At 26.3% G+C, this 17,446-nt stretch carries 14 protein-coding genes and 1 riboswitch; of the genes, 13 read left to right on the plus strand and 1 reads right to left on the minus strand.

The features are described 5' to 3' along the window. Positions 1 to 45 precede the first annotated feature (45 nt). Positions 46 to 1,011, minus strand: coding sequence for a galactose-1-phosphate uridylyltransferase (gene galT / locus OW763_RS08370; protein WP_268040675.1), 966 nt, complete (start codon positions 1,009 to 1,011; stop codon positions 46 to 48). 220 nt (positions 1,012 to 1,231) lie between these two features. Here galT and OW763_RS08375 point away from each other — a divergent pair, with 220 nt between their 5' ends. The 13 genes from OW763_RS08375 (at position 1,232) to OW763_RS08435 (ending at position 17,443) form a co-directional block, all read left to right on the plus strand. Continuing rightward, positions 1,232 to 3,784 (plus strand): hypothetical protein, encoded by a 2,553-nt coding sequence (locus OW763_RS08375; protein WP_268040676.1) that lies wholly within the window; start codon positions 1,232 to 1,234, stop codon positions 3,782 to 3,784. 113 nt (positions 3,785 to 3,897) lie between these two features. After that, positions 3,898 to 4,758 carry a hypothetical protein gene (locus OW763_RS08380; RefSeq protein ID WP_268040677.1) on the plus strand — a complete coding sequence of 287 codons (861 nt, stop codon included), beginning with the start codon at positions 3,898 to 3,900 and terminating at the stop codon, positions 4,756 to 4,758. A gap of 48 nt (positions 4,759 to 4,806) precedes the next feature. Further along, positions 4,807 to 5,496 carry a YveK family protein gene (locus tag OW763_RS08385; protein ID WP_268040678.1) on the plus strand — a complete coding sequence of 230 codons (690 nt, stop codon included), beginning with the start codon at positions 4,807 to 4,809 and terminating at the stop codon, positions 5,494 to 5,496. Between the two features lie 15 nt (positions 5,497 to 5,511). Then, complete coding sequence (locus tag OW763_RS08390; protein ID WP_268040679.1) at positions 5,512 to 6,267, plus strand: CpsD/CapB family tyrosine-protein kinase; 756 nt, start codon at positions 5,512 to 5,514, stop codon at positions 6,265 to 6,267. A 28-nt stretch (positions 6,268 to 6,295) separates the two neighbouring features. Next, positions 6,296 to 7,003 (plus strand): tyrosine-protein phosphatase, encoded by a 708-nt coding sequence (locus tag OW763_RS08395; RefSeq protein ID WP_268041068.1) that lies wholly within the window; start codon positions 6,296 to 6,298, stop codon positions 7,001 to 7,003. A 241-nt stretch (positions 7,004 to 7,244) separates the two neighbouring features. After that, a riboswitch (cyclic di-GMP riboswitch) is annotated at positions 7,245 to 7,327 on the plus strand. A 195-nt stretch (positions 7,328 to 7,522) separates the two neighbouring features. Further along, a complete protein-coding gene (locus tag OW763_RS08400; protein ID WP_268040680.1) occupies positions 7,523 to 8,182 on the plus strand; it encodes a sugar transferase in 660 nt (219 codons plus the stop codon). A gap of 342 nt (positions 8,183 to 8,524) precedes the next feature. Beyond that, positions 8,525 to 9,568, plus strand: coding sequence for a polysaccharide biosynthesis protein (locus OW763_RS08405; protein WP_268040681.1), 1,044 nt, complete (start codon positions 8,525 to 8,527; stop codon positions 9,566 to 9,568). 36 nt (positions 9,569 to 9,604) lie between these two features. After that, the gene (locus OW763_RS08410; RefSeq protein WP_268040683.1) at positions 9,605 to 10,714 is read left to right on the plus strand and encodes a capsular polysaccharide biosynthesis protein CapF; all 1,110 of its coding nucleotides are present in this window, start codon (positions 9,605 to 9,607) and stop codon (positions 10,712 to 10,714) included. A 3-nt stretch (positions 10,715 to 10,717) separates the two neighbouring features. Continuing rightward, positions 10,718 to 11,842: a non-hydrolyzing UDP-N-acetylglucosamine 2-epimerase gene (gene wecB / locus OW763_RS08415; RefSeq protein ID WP_268040684.1), complete on the plus strand. Its 1,125-nt coding sequence runs from the start codon at positions 10,718 to 10,720 to the stop codon at positions 11,840 to 11,842. 7 nt (positions 11,843 to 11,849) lie between these two features. Beyond that, positions 11,850 to 13,058 (plus strand): glycosyltransferase family 4 protein, encoded by a 1,209-nt coding sequence (locus OW763_RS08420; RefSeq protein WP_268040685.1) that lies wholly within the window; start codon positions 11,850 to 11,852, stop codon positions 13,056 to 13,058. A gap of 26 nt (positions 13,059 to 13,084) precedes the next feature. Then, positions 13,085 to 14,170 (plus strand): glycosyltransferase family 4 protein, encoded by a 1,086-nt coding sequence (locus OW763_RS08425; protein WP_268040686.1) that lies wholly within the window; start codon positions 13,085 to 13,087, stop codon positions 14,168 to 14,170. A gap of 60 nt (positions 14,171 to 14,230) precedes the next feature. After that, positions 14,231 to 15,637, plus strand: a complete 1,407-nt coding sequence (locus tag OW763_RS08430) for an O-antigen polymerase (RefSeq protein WP_268040688.1) — start codon at positions 14,231 to 14,233, stop codon at positions 15,635 to 15,637. 342 nt (positions 15,638 to 15,979) lie between these two features. Beyond that, a complete protein-coding gene (locus tag OW763_RS08435; protein ID WP_268040689.1) occupies positions 15,980 to 17,443 on the plus strand; it encodes an oligosaccharide flippase family protein in 1,464 nt (487 codons plus the stop codon). Positions 17,444 to 17,446: the final 3 nt, after the last annotated feature.

The raw sequence follows: 17,446 nt of genomic DNA on the forward strand, positions 1-17,446 counted from the left end.
AGAGTTAAAACAATTCTGCTAGCTTTAATAAGTCCAATAAATTATTTAGTGAGATAATATATCTCTAGCTTTTTCAGGAGAAATTTCATTTACCATAACTCCTGTAGAAAGTTCAAAACCAGCTTGTTTAGTAATACGGGGAGTAATACTTATACTCCAATGAAAATATGTATTTTCATATTGAAGATTATTAAAATATAGGTTATATGCTGGGTCCATTAAATTTTTATAGAGCTTTTTAGAGATAAAACTTAATGCTTCAGATAAATCTGATATTTTTTCTTTATCTATTGAAGTAAAGCTGCTTGAATGTTCTTTTGGATAGATAGCTGTTTCATAAGGATAGAAAGAAGCATATGGGGTAATAATAACAAAGCTTTTATTTTCAAATACTATTCTTTTTTTTGATTTTAGTTCGTAATTTATTAAATCACAAAAAATACAGCTATTATTTTTTTTATAATGTTTTTGAGAGTTTTGTATTATTTCATCTACATTTTCAGGATAAAAATTCATAGAAATAATCTGTGAATGAGTATGCTCTAAAGAAGCACCACCTTCAATTCTATAATTTTTAAATAGTTGTACGTATTTTATGCTTTTATTATTATACAATTTTTCTATGCTTTCTTTATAACAAGCAATTAAATTATTGATTTCATCAATATTCATTTTATGCAGATAATTAAAATGTTTGTTAGAATCTATTATTACATAATGTTCTCCAGTAAGATTTTTATATATATTAAAATCTTGTCTTGCTGTGTCTTTAAACTTATTTTCAATAATAGGAAATTTGTTAGGCATAACTCTTAAACTCCAAGGTTCACCAATATGAAATATTTCTTTTGGAGTTTTTTCTTCATTCCCAGGGCAAAATGGACAAGTATTTAGATTGTTTTTTATTTCAGTATTTTGAATAGTGTTATTTACATCATGAGGTCTATTACGTCTATTTTCATTTATTATTACGGAGTTTCCACTTATTTTATCAAATCTTAAGCTGCTCATAGATTCCTCCTTGTATAAATCCCTTGCATATTTTTATAAATACAAATCTTATTATACTACAAGATTTGTTTATATATGAATAAAAAATGATATTTGGTAATTTACAACAATTACAGTAAGATATATAATGTATGATATAGTATTACAGTCAAACAATAAAATGAATTTAATATTAAATTATGTTTAAATTATTATATTTATGAAATGGGAGGAAATGAAAATGAAGAAAGGTAAATTAAAAGCATTAATAGCTTTAGTTACTGCTACAACTGTTACAATGGGGCTTACTATCAATGCGTTTGCAATGGTGGATGGGTATATTGTAAAGGATACTAAAAGTAATGTTACATACCAATACAACAAGGACAAGTTAGTAGATGCTTTCTTAAGTGAAAAAGAAGGGGAAAAATTATTATTTAAAGATTTTTCTAATAATGTAAAGGAACATGGTATTTATGGATATCATGATGATTCTGAAAAATATGTAGATTATCAAGATGTAGCTAATGCCTTTCTTGATGCAGATGAAAAAAAGGAAAAATTTGATTTTAATAAAACTATAGAAAAAGCAAAGAAATTAGAAAAATCTCCTGATTATGTTTATGAAAGAGAAATTAAAGATGGAAAAGTTGTTGATGTTATGAACATAGTAAAGGATGATGTAACATTAGATTTTAAAGACAAAGAAATAAAAATGGATGTAAAAGTAACAGGTAATAATGTTACTTTAAAAAATGCAAAAATTAAAGGAAGTTTAATAATAGATACTGTAAAAGATGGCAAAGTTTATATAGATGATGTACAAGCTGATACAATAAAAACTATTTCTGGTAGTTATAAGAAAGTATCATATGTTTCAGGCGGTGGATCAAGTCACAGCAGTCATAACCATAATGATGTTGTTACAACAGCAACGGTAAGTACTATAAAACAGTTACAAAGTGCTGCAAGTAATTCAAATATAAAAGATATAACTATAGCTGGTAATATTGGTTCTGGAGAAAATATTAATTTTAATAGAAGTGTAAATATTATATCCAATGGAGAATATAATTTAAAAGCAAATATTGAAATAGATACTATGTCAGCATCAAATGTTAACATTGGAAATAAATACCATAAATTAACAATAGATGGTAGCTTAAGTGTAAAAGCACCTAAGGCAACAGTTAATAACAATGCTGATGTTAAAGGGAAAATTCAAGTTAAGGATGTAAGTAACAGCACATGGAATCAAAATGGACTAGCTTCATCACAGTTTGTATTTGAAGATCCAAATGGAGGAAGTTTAAACATTAGTAAAGATGCAGATTTAAAAGATGGTATTAGAATAGAGCCATCAGCAGATTCAATACATCCAGTTGTATTAAAAGGTTCAATAAATGTACCTATTACAGTAGGAAGTGCTAATGGTAACAAACCAAGTGTTCAAATAGATTCATCAGCTCAAATGGGAGAAAAAGCTGGAATAGAAATAAAAGCTAATGGAACAGTATTAGATATTAAAGCTCCATTAAAAGCAGCAGTAAAAGTAGAAGCAGTAGTTGATAACTTAGAAGTAAGTACTCCAATTACATTAGTAGTTGACGAAAATGGAATAATTGGAAAACTTAAAGCAGGTGAAGATTCAAGTATTAAATTTGAAGATAGTAATGGAGATTCACTTACAGTAGATGAAATAGCAAATCTAGTTTTAGACGTAGATGAAAATACAAAGATAGATGGTGTAGATAATGGTGCTTTAAAAGTTGCAATAAACACTAAAAATACAGAAAGAAAAGTAGTAATAGATGCTATTAATGCAGCAGAATCTAATGAAATCGAAAAATTATTATCAGATAATCAAGGTATATTAAAGATAAATTTAACTGATTACAATAAGTTAAATCATAAAAATAAAGTTAATGAAAAATTAGTAGGTAAAGATTTTAAAGCAATAACAGAAATTAAAGTAGCCTTTGAAAAAGCAGTAGAAGAACAAAAGGCAATAGAAGAAAAAGAAGAAAAACCTGTAAGTGATTTTGTAAAAGAAATTTTAAGTAGTGAAAATATAAATAATATTAATAAAATACAGAAGTACATAAGTATTAAAGATTATAATAGTTCAAATAAATCAATAGAAATTGAAATAAATTCAGAAAAAGAAGATGGAACAGTAGTTGGATTATTCAATAGAATAAATGAATTAAATGATAAATATAATTTAATTAGTGTCAAAAATATATTAGATAAGAATGACGACATAGATAAGATTATAGCAGATATACAAGAAGTATCAAAATTAACACTAACAAACAGTCAAAAAGATAAAATAAAAGCTGCAAGTGAAATGTATAGTAATTTAAAAGGATATAAATCAGAATATCAAAATGATATTGAAGACTTTAAAGAAGAAGCTATTAAGGTATTAGAGAAAAAAGGATATAACAATACGGCTGATAATTTAAAGGAAGAAGGAATATTTGCAGCATTTATTAAAGCAATTAGAGGTAAAGATTATGACACATTAGCTTCAGAGCTTAAACCAGATGATGGCGTATACAATATACCAGAAGATTTAAAATTAAAAATTTCAGGACAAGAACTTACAAAGGTTACAATAGGTGATACAACAGTATATGATAGTAAAGAAAATAAAATAGACATAGAAAATGTAAAAGATGCTTTTGGTGTTGATAGTATAAAAGATATGAATCTATCACAGATAAAAGGAAAAAGAATTACAATTGAGTTTTCAAATGAAGAAAAATTTGAAATTGGGGTTAACAACTAACTACGATTAACTTTAAAATAATAAAATGAGTTAACCATTTTATGGCTAACTCATTTTCATGTAAAATATGAATGTAATATTTGATTTTAAGTTAATCTCTAGGAGGAATTAAAATGAAGAAAAAAATATTATGCTGTTTGTTAACAGCCTTTGCGATGACAGGCTTTTTTAGTATAACAGCTTTTGCAAGAGTAGATGGATACGTAGTAAAGGCAAATAATAATCTATATAAATATGATATGAGTGTGCTTATAGATTCATTTTTAAAAAGTGAAGGTAATGAACACGATATTCTGTATAAAGATTTTTTATCCAGAGTTAAATCAGGTCAAATATATATGCTTCATGATGATAGTGGAAAATATGTTAGTTATGAAGAAATAACACAGAAATTTTTAGAGTATGAAGGAGATAAACTTTTTAACTTAAATGAAGTTATAAAAGAATTAAACAAAAAAGAAATATCTGAATCAATTTATAATGTAAATCTTGAAAATAATGAAATTATAGAAAAGTTAATAAAGCAAAAACAAAATAATGAAATAAAAGAAGAGAATAATACTTCAAGTAGTTCAGGTAGTAGTGAAAAAGAAAAATCAGGAAACAAAAACGATGAAAAAAATGAAGACGATGATAAAGATAAAGACTCAGAAAACAAAAAGGTGTCAAAAGAAACAATAGCTAGATTAGAAAAAATAAAAAGTAAATTACCTAAAGTTGAAGAATATTTAGATTTAGAAAGTCAAAAAACTATAATCAGAAAAATAGATAATTGTATAGGAAAAATACTTAAAGATGCTAATTATGATTATAGTAATGAAGTTGAAGAAGTTAAAAAACTGTATAATAACTTAGGAAAATACGAAAAACAGGATTTACAAACAGCGGTAATAAAATATATAGGATTAGAAGAAATACAAGATTTAATTAAAATATTTGGAATAGACATTAGGGATATGATTCCAATAATATAGTAATTATAATATTTAAAATATGTAAAGTTATACAATGGAGGAAAGCAAATGGAAGAAGAGATAACGTTAGATTTACGAGAGCTTTTTCAAATATTAAGAAAAAGATTAAAACTAATAGTAGGAATTACTTTAATAACTACTATTGCAGCAGCAATTATAAGCTTTTTTGTATTGACTCCTGTTTATGAAGCTAAATTAAGCGTGTTTATAGGAAAAACAGCAGAAGTACAAGATCAAAAGGTTACATATAATTCTTCAGATGTAGTAATGTATCAAAAATTAGTAAAAAGCTACGTTAGAATTGCCAAAACTCATGAAGTAGCAGAAAATGTTATAAAGAAATTAAATCTTAATATGACTTCTAAAGAACTTTTAGATAATCTTAAGGTAATACCACAAGCCGATACTCAAATAATAGATATAAAAATACAAGATAAAGAACCTGAGGAAGCTAAGAAAATAGTAGAAGCTGTAACAACAGCTTTTATGGAAAAGGCGCCTAAAATCATACCTAATGGTCATGTTCAAATTGTGGACAAGGCTCAATTACCTGAGAATCCTGTAAAACCTAAAAAAGTTTTAAATATTGCTATAGCATTCTTTTTAGGACTTATGGTATCAGTAGGTATAGCTTTTATATTAGAATATATGGACAATACTATAAAAACTCAAAATGATATAGAAAAATATTTAGAAATTCCAGTGTTAGGAATAATACCAGAGCATGAAGCTGAATAAAGGAGGCGACATATAGTGTTAATTTTAGAAAGGGACCCTAAATCTGTAGCTTCTGAAGCTTTTAGAACCCTTAGAACCAATTTACAATATTCATCCTTTGATAATGAACTTAAAACCATACTAGTAACAAGTGCAGGTCCTGGAGAAGGAAAGTCTACTACAGCTGCAAATTTAGCTATTTCTATGGTTCAATCTGATAAAAAGGTTTTAATTATAGATTGTGACCTTAGAAAACCTACAGTGCATAAAAAATTCAAACTATCAAATGCATATGGATTATCAAATTATTTGGTAGGAGAGATAAGCCTTAATCAAGCTGTTAAACAGTATTCTGATAATTTATACATATTAACTTCAGGAACCAAGCCTCCTAATCCTGCTGAAATGGTTTCATCTAAAAGGATGAAAGATTTTTTGGAGACTGCAAAAAAAGAATTTGATCATATTATTATAGATAGTCCGCCTGTTATTGCTGTTACAGATGCTCAAGTTTTATCTACATTAGTAGATGGAGTGCTTTTAGTAATAGCGTCAGGAACAACAGAAAAAGAAATTGCTTTAAGAGCAAAGGAACTCCTTTTAAAAGTAAAAGCTAACATACTAGGAGCAATTTTAACAAAGGCAGATTTTAATAGTGGTAAGGGATATGGCTACGGATATTATTATTACTATGGAGATGATGATAATAAATCTAAAAAGAAAAGAAGAAATAAAAAAACTAAGGGGAGAACAAAGAGAGATGAAGGATATCCATTGTCACATACTACCTAATATTGATGATGGTGCAAAAGATATAAAAATGACTTTGGATATGATTAAAATAGCTGAAGGAGATGGCATAAAAGAAATAATTGCCACTCCTCATTTTTATAGGCACCATTATGAAAATGCATATGAGGATGTAGTAAATAAGGTAAATGATTTAAAGAAAATAGCAAAACAAGAAAATATTGCTCTAAAAATATATCCTGGTCAAGAAATTTTTTTAGATAAATATACTATTGATTTATATAAGCAAAGAATACTAAACGGACTTAATGGTACAAAATATATGCTTATAGAATTTTCAATGGATAATCTTCCGGATTTTGCACTAGATACTATATATGAATTGAGATTGCTTGATGTTGTTCCAATTATAGCTCATCCAGAAAGATATGTATATGTATATAAAGACCCTTGTATATTAAATGATTTTATAAATGAAGGATGCTTATTTCAAATAAATTCAAGTAGTATTATAGGGCTACATGGGAAAAAAGTTCAAAAATCAGCAAAGACTTTAATAAAGAATGGAATTTGTGATTTCATAGGTAGTGATGCTCATTCAAATAGAAAAAGAGCTCCTAAAATAAAAGATGGACTTGAATTTATAAAAGAAAATAATCAAATATTGTATAAAAAAATATTATCAAACTATGATGAATTATTAAATAATGGAAATATAACAAATAATAACAGTAAAATACAAGTAAAAAAGAGCATTTTTTCTATATTTAAGAGATAGCTCGTTAAAGGGTTAACAAATAAGCAATAAATACCGAATATTGGGTATTTATTGCTTTTATTTTGTTGTTTGATTTGTTATAATTGTTAATACATGGACAAAAGTAATTTAAATTACATATGAGGAAAAAGTAATACTAAATAGAAAATAATAAGATTATATGTAATTTAATTAATAAATATAAAATACAAGAAATAGAAAATTTCAAAAATAAAATTTGTTATAAGCTAAAAGATAATAATAACGATAATAGCAAACTCATCAAAAGGTGGGGACGCAAAGCTTCAGGCCTAAGGTTAAAACTATGGTAGCTGGGTTGCCGAATTAGAATATAAACAAATTATAGATTACAGAGTGTAGAGTAGGAGGATTTTCTGTGATTTGTTTTGTTGCGGTAATTTAGCTGACAGGATAGTTTTAGACTTAGGTTTATTTTGGAAGAGGATTGTAAATAAAAGTAAAGTTTAAAAAAATAAGTAAAAATAATATTTTGATGTATATAAACTGTGGAGGTGACCTATGCAAGAATTACAAATTGATAAAGAGTTAAGAATAAAAAATGATTTTAAAAAAAATAAAGTCTATTTTGTTATAAAGCGAATAATAGATGTAATAGGCTCACTCTTAGGAATTATAGTTTTATTTATACCATTATTATTAGTAGCTGTAGCTATTAAGTTGGATTCTAAAGGTCCTATATTTTTTTCGCAAGAGAGAGTTGGAAAAAATGGGGACAAGTTTAATATGTATAAATTTAGATCCATGTGTGTTGATGCAGAAGAAAAATTGACCAAGCTTAAAGATAAAAATGAAATGTCAGGACCTATGTTTAAGATTAAGGAAGACCCTAGAGTAACAGAAGTAGGGAAATTTATAAGAAAGACAAGCATTGACGAGCTTCCACAGTTAATTAATGTGTTAAAAGGAGAAATGAGTTTAGTGGGGCCTAGACCTAGTTTGCCTAAAGAAGTTGAACAGTTTACTGATTATCAGAAGTTGAGATTGATGGCCACTCCAGGACTAACTTGTTATTGGCAAGTATGTGGAAGAAGCAATGTTGATTTTGAAGAATGGATGGAGCTTGATGTTAAGTATATAAAACAGAGAAGCACTTGGGTGGATATAAAGCTTATCTTTAAGACAGTTAAGGTATTGTTTGGGGATGAGAATGCAGCGTAGAAGCAGTTGAAAGTGCAAAATTAAGAGCTGATAGTTAAGATGTAAATTTAAAACAAAACAGACAAAATTAATATATTAATAATTAAGGATTAAATAGTTATGGGTAAAAATCTGGTTATCTAAAGAGGAGATGGAAAATATGCATAAGATTAAAGTTATGACTATATTTGGCACAAGACCAGAAGCTATAAAAATGGCTCTAGTAGTTAATAGTGTTGAAAAAGGGCAAGGCGGTAAGTAAACAATAAGATTATGCATGCTGATATAAAGACAATAATTAATGAGTTATGAACTAGGAATTATGAAATAAGACTTTAGAGATTATAGTTTGGAGGAAGTTAGATGTTTAAAAATAAGGTTTTATTAATTACAGGTGGAACAGGTTCTTTTGGAAATGCAGTACTTAAAAGATTTTTAAATACAGATATAGGTGAAATTCGTATATTTTCTCGTGATGAAAAAAAACAGGATGATATGCGAAAGTTATACAAAAATGATAAGATAAAATTTTATATAGGTGATGTTAGAGAATTAGCTAGCGTAAAAAATGCTATGCATGGTGTGGATTATATATTTCATGCAGCAGCTTTAAAGCAGGTACCATCCTGTGAGTTCTTTCCTATTGAAGCGGTAAAAACAAATGTAATAGGTACTGATAATGTTCTTACTGCTGCTATAGAATATGGTGTAAAAAAGGCAATATGTCTTTCAACAGACAAGGCAGCCTATCCAATAAATGCTATGGGTATATCTAAGGCTATGATGGAAAAGGTGTTTATGGCAAAGTCTAGGACAGTATCAGATGATGAAACTATTATCTGTGGTACAAGATATGGAAATGTTATGGCATCACGAGGTTCTGTTATTCCACTGTTCGTAGAGCAAATAAAAAACAATCAGCCTTTAACTATAACTAATCCTAATATGACAAGATTTCTTATGAGTCTTGATGAGGCTGTTGAGCTTGTAATATTTGCATTTAAAAATGGAGAAACAGGTGACATAATGGTACAAAAATCACCAGCTTCAACTATCAGAGATTTAGCTCAAGCAGTGAAAGAACTTTTTCATGCAGACAATGAAATAAAGATAATAGGAACTCGTCATGGCGAAAAGTTATATGAAACACTATTAACAAAAGAAGAATATATTCATGCAGAGGATATGGAAGAATTTTTTAGAGTTCCAGCAGATAAAAGAGATCTTAATTATGACAAATATTTTGTGGAGGGAAATGAAAAGCTTTCTACAGAAAATGAATATAATTCTCATAATACCAAGATTCTTAATGTAGAGCAAATTAAGCAAAAACTTTTGCAACTTGACTACATAAAGGAAGAACTAGGACTGTGGCAGGCTATAAAGGAAGTTGCCGTTACTAAATAATTATATGTAATAAATTAGAAAAGGCAGGAATAGTTAATGAAGATACTTGTTACAGGAGCAAAAGGTTTTGTAGGTAAAAATCTTATTGCAGAACTTAATAATAGAGGTTATAAAAATATACTAAAGGTTGATATAGATACAGATAAATCTTTATTAGATGAATATGCAGAAGACTGTGAATTTGTTTTTCATCTTGCAGGGGTAAATCGTCCAAAGGATGAAAAAGAATTTATGAAAGGAAATTTTGGATTTACATCTGAACTTTTAGAAGAATTAAAAAAACATAATAATAAATCACCAATACTTATTACTTCATCTATACAAGCTGATAAGGATAACCTTTATGGCAGAAGCAAAAGAGCTGGAGAAGATTTATTGTTTAAATATAGTGAAGAAATAGGAGCTAAGGTATTAGTATATAGATTACCTAACCTTTTTGGAAAATGGAGTAGACCTAATTATAATACGGTGGTAGCTACATTTTGCTACAATATAGCAAGAAATTTAGATATTCAAATTAATAATACTAATGCAGAAATTACTTTGTGCTATATAGATGATGTGGTAGATGAATTTATAAGAGCCTTAGAAGGTAATGAAAGCATGAAAGACACATATTGCTTTATACCTATTGTTTATCATATAAAGTTAGGGGAATTAGCAGATAAAATAAAAAGCTTTAAAGAAAGTAGAAAAAATTTAAGTATACCTAATATGGAAGATGAACTTACTAAAAAGCTTTATAGTACATATTTGAGTTTTTTGCCAAAAGATAACTTTTCATATGATTTAAAAATGAACTGTGATGCCAGAGGAGCTTTTACTGAATTTATCAGAACTCTTGACAGAGGTCAAGTTTCAGTAAATGTTTCAAAACCTGGAATTACAAAGGGAAATCATTGGCATCATACAAAAAATGAGAAATTCCTTGTAGTTAGTGGAGAAGGATTAATCAGATTTAGAAAGATAGATTCAGATGAAATTATAGAATATAAAGTTTCAGGAGAAAAGCTTCAAGTAGTTGACATTCCTACAGGGTATACACATTCTATTGTAAATATAGGTGATACTGATATGGTTACAGTGATGTGGGTAAATGAATGCTTTGATCCTCAAAAACCAGATACATATTTCTTGGAGGTTTAATTTATGAATAAAATGAAGGTAATGACGATAGTAGGAACAAGACCAGAAATAATAAGATTAAGTGAAACAATAAAAAAGTGTGATAAATATTTTAATAATATATTAGTTCATACAGGACAAAATTGGGATTATAATTTAAATGATGTGTTTTTTAAAGAATTAGATTTGAGAAAGCCAGATTATTTTTTAGGAGTTGTAGGTAACAATTTGGGTGAGACTATGGGAAACATTATAGCAGCTTCTTATAAAGTGTTAAATAAAGAAAAACCAGATGCTATTTTAATATTAGGAGATACGAATAGTTGCTTAAGTGCCATATCTGCTAAAAGACTAAAAATTCCAGTATTTCATATGGAAGCTGGAAATAGATGTTTTGATCAGAATGTACCAGAAGAGATTAATAGAAGAATAGTTGATGTTACAAGCGATGTTAATATGGCTTATACAGAGCATGCAAGAAGATACTTATTATCAGAAGGAATGAGAAAAGAATATACCTTTGTAACAGGTTCTCCATTACCAGAGGTGTTTAATAGATATATGAATAAGATAGATGAAAGTGATGTATTGGAGAGTTTAGGACTAGAAAAGGGTAAATATATTCTAGTAAGTGCACATAGAGAAGAAAACATAGATAATGATAATAATTTCAAAAATTTGATAGATGCATTGAATGAAATTGCAAAAACTTATAATATGCCAGTTGTATATTCAACTCATCCTAGGAGTTGGAACAGAATAGAATCTAAAGGTATTAAATTTCATAAAAATATAAGACAGTTAAAACCTTTTGGATTCTACGATTATAATAAACTTCAAAAAGATTCATTCTGTGTACTATCAGATAGTGGTTCATTAGCAGAAGAATCAAATATAATGGGATTTCCTGCAGTATCTATAAGAACAAGTACTGAAAGACCGGAAGCTATAGATAAGGGATCAGTTATTTTAGGTGGAATAACTTTTGATAGTATAATTCAAGCTATTGAAGTTATAACAAAACAAAAGCAATTAGGTGAACAATTAGTTAAAGCGCATGATTACACAGATATTAATGTTTCAACTAAGGTTGTTAATATTATTCAAGGTTATACATCAGTAATAAATAAGTTTATTTGGAGGAAATAGATAAAATATGGAAAATATTTTAATGCTTCAAGTACTGTTTCCCAATATTGAAAAGGAAAAAAATTTGTACTCTGATTTAGCAGAAGAATTTGTAAAACAAGGATACAATGTTTATGTAGTAACTATTCAGGATTATATTAGCGCTGATGTAGTTAAAAAGTCTACATTTGTGGAAGAAAAGTTAGGTGTTAAAGTTTTACGTGTAAAAATGCCAACAAAATATTTTAATACGAACTTTATTGAAAAGGGAATTACAACTGAATTAATTCCTTATTACTATAAAAAAGCAATAAAACAGTTTTTCTCGAATGTTCGATTTAACTTGATTGTACCAATTAGTATTATTCCTGGAATGTATAAAATAGTTTCATATTTAAAAAAAAGAAATCCAGAGGCTAAAACATATTTATTATTAAGAGATATGTTTCCACAAATGGCAATGAATATGGGAGTATTACCAAAACCGATGTACTACTATTTTAGATATCAACAAATAAAATTATATAATTTGGCAGATAAAATTGGATGTATGTCAGCGGGAAACATTGAATATGTTAAGGTGAATTTACCAGAAGTTGATTCGAAAAAACTATGTTATTTACCAAATTGGCGTACAATTCGTGAACGTAAAGAAAATACAATTGATTTTAAAAAAGAATATGGATTAGAAGGTAAAATTGTTGCTATTTTTGGTGGGGTGTTAGGGATTCAACAAGGCCTAGATTTTCTTTTGAAACTTGCTAATGAAATAAAAGATGAATATCCCAAGTTACATTTTCTACTTATTGGTAATGGGACAGAAAAAGAAAAGTTAAAAAAATATGTTATTGAAAAACAATTGCATAATGTAACAATAATTGATAGGATTCCAAGCCAAAAATATGAAGCTGCACTACAACAATGCGATATTGGGTTGATTAATCTTGATGGGGATTTAAAAGTTCCACATATTCCATCAAAAACGTTAAGTTATCTGGAAGCTGGATTACCAATATTAGCATGTGTTGATGCACACACTGATTACGGAAAGCTTCTTGAAGAAGAATATAAATCTGGAAAGTGTAGTTTATACGGAGACTTAAAAAGCTATAAAAATAATCTTATTTATATGATAGATAAACAAGGTAGAAAAAAAATGTCTGAAAATGGAAATGAGTATTTAAGAAATAATTTAACAACAAATCATATTGTTAAGAAATTATTAGGAAGTTTGTAAAATATAAAAAATTAAAGGTGATTAATATGAAAAAGAAAATATGCGTTATAGCTCAGTTTCCACCTCCAATACATGGCTTATCTAAGGCAGTAGATACACTATATAATTCATGGTTGAAGGATGATTACGAATTTGAAAAAGTGAATATTACTGATAACAAAAAGTTTTTGAGTAATTTAAATAAAATAAGAAAAAGTGATGCAGATTTATTTTATTTTACAATTGCTCAAAGTAAAGGTGGAAATATAAGAGATCTAATAATTTTAAAAACTATTAGAAGAAAAAATAAAAAATGTTTAATTCATTTACATGGTGGATATTATAGAACTCTTATTGAAAAAGAGTGTGGAAAGATTCAAAGAAAATTAAATTATAAAGCAATTAAGGGATTAGATGGAGTAATAGTTTTAGGTAATTCTTTGAAATATATATTTGAAGGAATGATAGACGAGAAAAAGATTTTTGTTGTTCCTAATTGTGTAGATGATGAATTTTTGATTAGTGATGAAGAGTTTGAAAAGAAACTAGAGGATATTAAAAGTAAAAACAAATTAAATGTATTGTATTTAAGTAATTTTATTGAGAGCAAAGGGTATAAAGATGTACTTTATATTGCTAAATTAGCTAAAGAAAAAAACATTGATTATTTAAAATTTAATTTTGCAGGAAAATTTTACAATAAAAAAGATAAAGAATGGTTTATAAATTTTATTAAAGAAAATAACCTTGAAGATGTTGTTGAGTATAAAGGAATAGTATTAGGAAAAGAGAAGAGTGATTTATTAAAAGAAAGTGATATATTTATGCTTTTGACTAGATATCCTAAAGAAGGACAACCTATCTCTATTATTGAAGCGATGGGCAATGGAATGACTGTTATTACAACTAAACATGCAGGAATACCGGATTTAATAGTAGAAAGAGAAAATGGTTTTTTTATTAAATATGATAATTATATTGAAAGCATAAATATTATAAATAAACTTTATTTTAATAGAGATAATTACAAAGAAATTATTGAAAATAATTATAACAAGATAAATCAATACCTTCAACAAGAAAATTATATAAATAACATTCATGACATATTTGTAAAGTTAGATTATAACTAAGGATGATTGATATAAATGATTTTGGGTTCTAATATAAGATAAATAGAGGATTTGATGTAGATGAAGAGCATAAAGATAAATAAACAAAATGGTTTTAAAAATATTTTTATTAGTTTGCTAATATTTATAGTACTAAATATGTTTGCTATTTTTACACTTGGGATTAGTAGTGTTTATGGGTCATTTTTATTAAATATATTGATTATTTCATTGATGGTTGCCTATATATGTAAAAGAAAATTTTTATATTTTGAAAGTACATTAATATTATTTTATGTTTTGTTTTTTATTATAGCTCCAATTTTTCAATTGAAACAAGGGTATTTGCCAAATACTTTTCCAATAAATAATGGATTAATAATAAGAGTAAATATATACTTATGTATTTTTTTAGTTAGTTATAATTTTTTTAGATTTATATTACTAAATAAAAATTTTGATAAAAATATATATAATGAGGATTTAATTGTAAGTTATAAAACTGTGTCATTAGTTATTACTATAATGTTTTTAATAGTGTTACTTATATATATACCGGATATTTTGAAAAAAATTATTTTTAGAACGAGTGAATTTGAAGATAACATGAATAAAAGTACTAGTCTTATAATTAATAAATATTTCTTTATGTTACCATTTTTCTTATTTACATATTATTTGTATATTTATAAAAACAAATTTAAGAATAGAAAAGTTTTAATTAATTTAGTTGTTTTCTTTTTATTATTTGCATTTATAAAAAATCCGTTTTTAGAAAAAAGAAATGCAATAGGACCATTATATCTTACTATTTTATTTTATTTAAATAGAAAAAAATTAAATACAAGAAAATTTTTATTAAAATTATTAATATTATTTATAATTTTTTTCCCTGCAAGTACTATTATAACACATTCTGAATATGGTTTAAGGGATATTATAAATGGTAATGTACAAATAATTAAAGGGATAATGAATATTAATTATTCAGAACAATTTAACACATTACATTATGATGCATGGTCAAATTTTATAGCGACTGTAGATTTTGTAAAAAATAATGGAATAACAAAAGGACATCAATTGTTAGGCTCTATGTTATTTTTTATTCCTAGGAATATATGGAACAATAAACCAGAATCTACTGGAATAGTAATAGGAAATTATTTAATTAATTATTATGGAATGTGGTTTAATAATTTATCTAATCCTTTTCCATCAGAAGGATATATAAACTTTGGTTTAATTGGAATGATACTATTTGCACTAGTACTTGCAAAATTAGGGATTACATGTAAAAAATATTTTGAGATTGGGGGATACTATGAAGTAATCTCATTTTATATTACATTTCATTTAATATTTCTAATGAGAGGAGATTTAATGAATGGAATAGCTTATTTATCAGGTGTTATTTTTGCAATACATTTTACACCTAAAATTATAGATGAAATAATTGGGGTGTTATGGAATAAAGAGCCTCTTTAAAAGTATAGAGTAATAAATTTAAAATATATTAAAAACTTAAAAAATGCAGATATTTAGAATAAAAGAATTGTAGTATTAATTAAATCCCAAATAACATATGGGATGTATTTAGATAAATAAGTGGTGAAAGCTTATATTTATATAAATAGATACTGCAAGATAAATTAGTACAAGTTATTAAATTCCATAATGACAGCGTGTGTAATAATAGTAACTTAAAGTTATCGTTTAGTTATAATAAAATTTTAAACATATAATTTATTGCAAAATAAGCATATATAATTGTATTTTTATTTAGCGTACTACAGTTATTACTCGAGAAATTTTGAGAGGAAAATACATATGGACAAGAAATTAAAAAAAAATATTATATACAATGGCTTATATCAAATATTTATAGTACTACTTCCTATAATTACAATTCCATATATTTCCAGAATATTTAATAGAACAAGTATAGGCATATATGGTTATACTTGTTCTATAACTAATATATTTATTTATATTTCATATTTTGGTATCGAATCATACGGGAGTAGAGAAATTGCATTTGTAAAATCATCTAAAGATAAAAGGAATCAAACATTTTGGGAATTATGGATTATGCAATTTATTATGACCATAGTTTCTAGTGGATTATTTATTATTGTGAATTATTTTTTATTTTATAAATACTTTAATACTTTAATGCTTTGGCAAATAATGATATGTTTTAGTTTTACACAAGTTTCATGGTTTTTTATTGGGATTGAAGAATTTGATAAGGTTGTTCTTCGTAATACTATACTTAGAAGTAGCTTAACAGTTTTAATATTTATTTTTATAAAAGAAGAGCATCAACTGAATAGATATGTTTTTCTAAATGTTTTAGTTTATTTAGTTGGAAATTTAGGATTATTATTTTCATTAAAAAAATATATATTAAAACCTATATTTAAAATGAGCAATGTTATTATACATTTGAAAAAAAGTTTATGGTTTTTTATACCCAGTATTACAACAGTTTTATTTGTATCTTTAGATAAAACATTATTGGGCATTTTTTCTAATATAGAAAATGTAGCTTTTTATGAGCAATCACAAAAAATATTAAATATTGCAGTTGGATTAATAAATTCTGTAGGTATGGTTTTACTACCTAGAATGTCCTTCTATATTTCTGAAAATAAGATGGAAGAGTTTATCAAAATGTTTAATATTTCTCTAAAAGCATGTATTACCGTAGGATTTTATTTTGTAGCTGGGATTATTAGTGTTTCACCCTTATTTTCATCATGGTTTTTTGGGCGAAATTTCGAGGGTGTGGGTTTTTATATGCAAATTCTGGCTGTAATTGCGTTTACACGTCCACTAAGAGGAATTCTTACTAATGCACTTTTTATACCATTAAAACAAGAACGTTTTGTAGTAAAACTATCAAATATTATACTTATTTTTATGATAACTGGTAATGTATTATTGGATACGCATTTTGGTATTTATGGAGCTATTATTTCTTTATTAACAGTAGAACTTATTTCAACTTGGTATTTGTTTTATAAAATGACTATTCAATTACCAGAATTAAATATGAAAGAAATTATTAATTATTTATTAATTAATTTAGGAGCTTCAATAATTACAGTAACTATTGTTTTAATAATGAGTAATTATTTAAGAAAATCTATTATTACAACAGTAATTTTAGGTATAATAGCTACAATTATATTTTTAATAGTTTCGTTATTATTAAAAAACGAAATAGTTTGGAATTATGTATATAAAATGAATATTTTTCTTAATAATAAATTAAAGCAGAGAGGATAATTT

Origin of the sequence: Clostridium aestuarii (assembly GCF_026735135.1) — a bacterium.
Taxonomy (GTDB): domain Bacteria; phylum Bacillota; class Clostridia; order Clostridiales; family Clostridiaceae; genus Clostridium_H; species Clostridium_H aestuarii.